Origin of the sequence: Streptomyces sp. KLMMK, assembly GCF_036961605.1 — a bacterium.
GTDB lineage: Bacteria > Actinomycetota > Actinomycetes > Streptomycetales > Streptomycetaceae > Streptomyces > Streptomyces telluris.
The window spans coordinates 1-5407 of the sequence record NZ_JBAMDC010000424.1; the positions used below are offsets into that span (position 1 = coordinate 1).

5 protein-coding genes are annotated in these 5407 nt (G+C 74.5%); 2 read left to right on the plus strand and 3 right to left on the minus strand.

All coding sequences use genetic code 11. The annotated features are described in order from the left end of the window. Positions 1-290 (minus strand): MarR family transcriptional regulator (locus tag V7793_RS32770; RefSeq protein ID WP_336013351.1); only part of this gene is annotated, 290 nt, incomplete at its 3' end. A 144-nt stretch (positions 291-434) separates the two neighbouring features. Between V7793_RS32770 and V7793_RS32775 the strand changes: the two genes are divergently transcribed. Further along, positions 435-935, plus strand: coding sequence for an FBP domain-containing protein (locus V7793_RS32775; RefSeq protein ID WP_336013354.1), 501 nt, complete (start codon positions 435-437; stop codon positions 933-935). A gap of 78 nt (positions 936-1013) precedes the next feature. On the opposite strand, the gene V7793_RS32780 is transcribed toward V7793_RS32775, so the two are convergent. Continuing rightward, positions 1014-2099 (minus strand): mechanosensitive ion channel family protein, encoded by a 1086-nt coding sequence (locus V7793_RS32780; protein WP_336013355.1) that lies wholly within the window; start codon positions 2097-2099, stop codon positions 1014-1016. 254 nt (positions 2100-2353) lie between these two features. Between V7793_RS32780 and V7793_RS32785 the strand changes: the two genes are divergently transcribed. Next, entirely contained in the window at positions 2354-2890 is a 537-nt protein-coding gene (locus V7793_RS32785) for an HNH endonuclease (RefSeq protein ID WP_030366446.1), read from the plus strand. 105 nt (positions 2891-2995) lie between these two features. Here V7793_RS32785 and V7793_RS32790 read toward each other — a convergent pair. Further along, positions 2996-5407 (minus strand): beta-N-acetylglucosaminidase domain-containing protein (locus V7793_RS32790; protein WP_336013356.1); only part of this gene is annotated, 2412 nt, incomplete at its 5' end.

Here is a 5407-nt window from a genome sequence, read left to right on the forward strand (position 1 = left end):
CGCGCGGTGACGCCCTCGGGGCCGGCGGACAGCGCGGCGACGTGGGCGATGCCCGGGTCGACCTCGTACAGCCCGGCGCTGGGTCCGGGCCGCCCGGTGACGCTGCCGGTGCGGCGCACCAGCCCGGCGGCCTCCAGGCGGGTGAGCAGCTGGGCGGCGGTGGGCTTGGACAGGCCGGTCAGCTCGCCGAGGCGGGTGCGGGTGAGGGGGCCGTGCGCGACGAGCAGCTCGAGGGCGGCACGGTCGTTCATGGCGCGCAGCACGCGCGGTGTCCCGGGGGTTCCGGCCATCTCGTCCCTGCCTGTGGGGAAACCTGACTGTTAGGAAAGTTTCCTATCGATGCCGGGAGGCTAGGGAACGACCGGGCGGGCCGTCAATCGCCCGGCCCGAAATTCAAGCGACGATCCGCCCGAACGGTGTTAATTTCCCTGACCATGCACCCCCTCGCCGACAACGACATACGCGCGTCCTTCATCAACTGCTCCAAGGGGGAGGCGCGCCGGATCGCCCTCCCGCGCAACCTCTCGGAACTGCCCTGGGAGGACCTCGACTTCCTGGGCTGGCGGGATCCGGGTGCGCCGGACCGCGGCTACGTCGTCGCCGAGCGCGAGGGGAAGCTCGCCGGCGTGACCCTGCGGGTGCCGCAGGGCGGGCCGCGGAGCATGGCCAAGTCCACGATGTGCTCGCTGTGCCTGACCCCGCACCCGGGCTCGGGCGTCTCCCTGCTCGCCGCCCGGCGGACCGGCCCGGCCGGGCGCGAGGGCAACACGGTCGGCGCGTACATGTGCGCGGACCTGGCCTGCTCGCTCTACCTGCGCGGCAAGAAGGTCCCGCAGATGGCGATGCGGTACAAGGAGACGCTGAGCGTGGAGGAGCGGATCTCCCGCATGCTCGTGAACCTGGACGACTTCCTGGGCAAGGTCGAGCGCGGCTAGACGGAGCGGCGCCGGGCCGCGCGCGGGGCTATGCCGCGCGGGCCCGGACCGGCCGGCGGCGGGGCCGCCGGGCCGCCGTCACTTGCCGAGAGCCGTGCCCGGCACCGCCGGGGGGATGGGCGTCGTGGCCTGGGACTGCGGGGATGCCGGGTTCGCCAGGGCGGACGGTGCGGCCACGGCCGCCATCGGGTCGGACCCCGCCGTCGCCCCTACCTCCAAGTTCGCCTCCGCCGGGCGCCCGACGATGCGGATGCCCTCCGCGTCCAGCGCCTGCTTGATGCGCCAGCGCAGCTCGCGCTCGACGCCGAGCGCCTTGCCCGGCATGGTCTTGGCGGACACCCGGACGACCACCGAGTCGAGGTAGGTCGCGCTCAGGCCCAGCACCTCGACGGGCTCCCACAGCTGCTCGGTCCACGGCTCGGTCTTCTGCATCTCCTCGCCCGTGCGGGTGAGGATCTCGCGGACCCGGTCCAGGTCCTCGTCAGCGCGGACCTGGACGTCGACGCCGGCCGTGGCCCAGCCCTGGCTCAGGTTGCCGATGCGCTTGACCTCGCCGTTGCGCACGTACCAGATCTCGCCGTCCGCGCCGCGCAGCTTCGTGACGCGCAGGCCCACCTCGATCACCTCGCCGGAGGCGACCCCGGCGTCGATCGTGTCGCCGACGCCGTACTGGTCCTCCAGGATCATGAAGACGCCCGAGAGGAAGTCGGTGACGAGGTTGCGGGCGCCGAAACCGATGGCGACGCCCGCCACACCGGCGCTCGCCAGCAGCGGGGCCAGATTGATCTTCAGCACGGACAGCACGGTCAGCGCGGCCGTACCCATGATCAGGAACGAGGCGACGCTGCGCAGCACGGAGCCGATGGCCTCCGAGCGCTGCCGGCGCCGCTCGGCGTTGACGAGCAGACCGCCGAGCGCCGTGCCGTCGACGGCCGAGGCCGTGCGGTTCATGCGCGCTATGAGCTTGGTGATGGCGCGCCGGATCAGGGAGCGCATCACCACCGCGATCACCACGATCAGGATGATGCGCAGGCCGTTGCTGAGCCAGACGGACCAGTTCTCCTCGACCCAGCCGGCGGCGTCGTTCGCCGTCCGTTGTGCCTCGTCGAGAGAGACAGGACGGGGCGTCGCGTCTTCTGCGGCCGGGGCGGCGGACCAGAACACTGCAGGAACCCTTCGTGTGGGACGCCGGCCCGAGGTGCGGGCGGGCGGACTCACCACACTATCGGGGCAGAGGTGATCCTCCGTTGCTGTGTTCGAGATGCGACGGGTCTTGAGCGGGGGATGAACAGGATGTGTTCCAAAACACCCGTGACCCGTTACCCGGTCATGGTGGCGCTCCGACCAGGGGCCGGGGGACACTTGCAGGAGATCGTCCCGGCGCGAGCCACGCGCCGCCGGCGTACAAGGAGGCACCCGTGCCGCATGTCCTGGTCCTCAACGCGTCGTACGAGCCGCTCGGCGTCGTACCGCTCCGCCGCGCGCTCATACTCGTCCTCAATGAGAAGGCCGTCAGCCTCGAGGACACCGGCGCCTATATGCACAGCGCAACGTGCACCATCCCCGCTCCCAGCGTCGTCCGCCTCAAACGCTTCGTCCGCGTGCCCTTTCGGGGGCCCGTCCCGCTCACCCGCCGTGCTCTCTTCGCCCGTGACGGCGGGCGCTGTGCGTACTGCGGTGGCGTCGCAACCAGCGTCGATCACGTGGTCCCGCGCAGCCGCGGCGGCCAGCACGCCTGGGAGAACGTGGTGGCCGCCTGCCGCCGCTGCAATCACGTCAAGGCCGACCGGCACGTCGCCGAGCTGGGGTGGCGGCTGCGTCACCAGCCCGCGCCGCCGTCCGGGCTGGCCTGGCGCATCATCGGCACGGGCCATAGGGACCCGCGCTGGCTGCCTTATCTCGAGGCATTCGGCGCGGAGGACGCGATGGCCCGGATCGACGGCATTTCCGCCTGACAGTCCCGGGCCATTTCCGTACCCCGGGCGCCGGGCGGGCCGAAGAGCCGGCCCGGCGCCCGGGGACGGCGTGCCTGCCGCGCTCAGGGGCGGTCCACCACGTCCTCAGGGGCGGCCCACCGCGTATGCCTCCACACCCCGCAGGGCGTTCCCGGCCTTCCCGCCCTGCACCCGTACGAAGCGCGTGTCCGGCGCGTCCATGCGCACCGTCTCCGTGCCCCCCTCGCCGGAGGCCGAGGCCGCGTCCCGCCAGGTGCGGCCGTCCGCCGACACCTGGACGCGGCAGCGGGCCGCGTCCTCCTCGCCGTCCTGCCCGTCGCGCCAGTGCAGCACCAGCCGCCCCAGGCGTACGGGGCGGGCCAGCTCCAGCTGCCGGCCGCCGCCCGCGGAGCTCAGGGCGGCGCCGCGCGCCAGGTCCGGGCCGCCCGCCTGCGGGTACGCCCGTACGGTCAGGGTCCGCTCCTGGTCGCCGAGGCGGACCGGGACGGTGAAGGTGCGGGCCGCGCCGCCCGCCGGGACCGTGAGCTCGATCCGTGCGGTGGCCACCCCGCCGCGCGCCACCGCCAGCTCCGCGGGGGCCTTGACCGAGACGCCCTCGGGCGCCTTCACGACGAGCTTCTCGCGGACCTCCTCCGGCCGGCGGTTGATCATGCGCACCTCCACGGCCGCCGGGCGCCCGCCGAGCTCCGCGTCCGCCTCCGCACGCGTGAGCTCCACGTCGGCCGAGGGCGTGTCCGCGAACCACGGGGCGATCTCGTGGACGGGCGGCGGCGTGCCGTTCCCCTCCCACACCACCCGCAGCGCGTCCGCCCGCATCCCCTTGCCGGCCAGCTGCGTCCAGCCGCCGTCCGACACGGCGCCCAGTCGCTGCCACCCCTTGGAGACGTCGCGGGCCCAGGCCGTGCCGCGCGCGCCCGGCGCGGGCGCGGTGAGCACGGTGACGGCCGTCAGCGGCCGCGGCCCCTCCAGCCGTACGGTCAGCGGCTCACCCGCGGCGGGAGTCAGGGCGGTGGCCGGGTCCCCGTCGGTGGCCCGGCCCGCGGAGCGCACCGGCCGGTCCACGCCCGTCCAGCCGTTCGCCCGCGCCAGGGCCTGGTCGAGGAAGGGGGTGAGCACGCCCTTGCCGACCGTCACCGGGCTGTCCTTGATCCGCCCGCGCAGCCGCTGCACGTCCAGCTGCGCCCGCCACGCCTGCGCGCCGTCGCCGCGGGCCTGGGCGAGCAGCATGTCCAGCGCCCGCGTCCCCGCCTCGCCGTGCCGCGCGAGCTGCTCCAGCCACGGGCCCACCTCGCCGCCGAAGGACCCCGACAGGCGCTGCTGCGCCTCCCGCATCGTGCCGAAGGCGGACCGCAGCCGGCCCGCGGCCTCGTCCCGCGCCTTGGCGTCCGTACCCGACAGGGCCGTCCAGAACGCGTCCAGCAGCGGGCGCAGGTACGCCGACTCGGTGCCGCCGAGCACCGACGAGGCGTCGTTGCCCGCCAGGGCCCGCAGCGCCTCCCGGGTGCGCGGGTCCGGCCCGGCCAGGTCGTCGACCGCGGCCCGCCAGGACTCCTCGGGGCGGTAGCCGCGCGGGTTCCAGGCGTAGTCGGCCGCCGTGAACAGCGGGATGCGCGAGACCGCCGCCTGCGACGAGGCGTTGGCGAGCAGCGCGGCGGAGCCCGTCGCGACGGCCGGCTCCCGGCCGGTGTACGGCCCGAGGAAGATACGGTCCTGCGCGAAGTCGTTCACCGGGTAGTTGTCCATCGTCACCAGCGGGTGCCCGAAGGCGGCCCGGGCGTCGGACAGTTCGCCGCCGGTGATGGTCTTCGGCACCACCCCGACACCCGTCCACGCCACCTCCACGCGCGGGTCGAGCCGCTCCGCCAGCGCCCGCCGGAACGCCGTCCGCCCCTCCTGGTAGTACTCGGTGGGCAGCAGCGACAGCGGGGCCGCCTCCGCCCCCTTCGCCGCCAGGTGCGCCGCCAGCGCGCCCGCGACCTTCGCCTGCGCCTTCGCCGCCGCCTTCGGCCCCGAGCCGAACTCGTCCGCGTCCGCCCCGCAGTGCCACTCGCTGTAGCTCACGTCCTGGAACTGCAGCTGGAAGGCGCGGAACCCCAGCGCCCACATGCCGTCCACCTTGCGCCTGAGGGCCCGCAGGTCCTCGGCCGAGGAGAAGCACATCGACTGCCCCGGCGTCACCGCCCAGGCCAGCGTCACGTGGTTGCGGCGGGCCCGCTCGGCCAGCGCCCGGAACTCCTCGCGCTGCGCCGCGGGGTAGGCGGCGCGCCAGCGGGCCTGCCGGTAGGGGTCGTCGCCCGGCGCGTACAGATACCGGTTCTGCTTGGTGCGGCCCATGAAGTCCAGCTGCGCCAGACGCTGTTCGCGCGACCACGGCTCCCCGTAGAAGCCCTCGGACAGGCCCCGCACCGCCGTGCCCGGCCAGTCGCGGACCAGCGCCCCGGCGAAGCCCTTCGCGCCGCCCCGCTCCACCGTCAGCTGCCGCAGCGTCTGCGCCGCGTGGAACAGCCCGTCGGGACC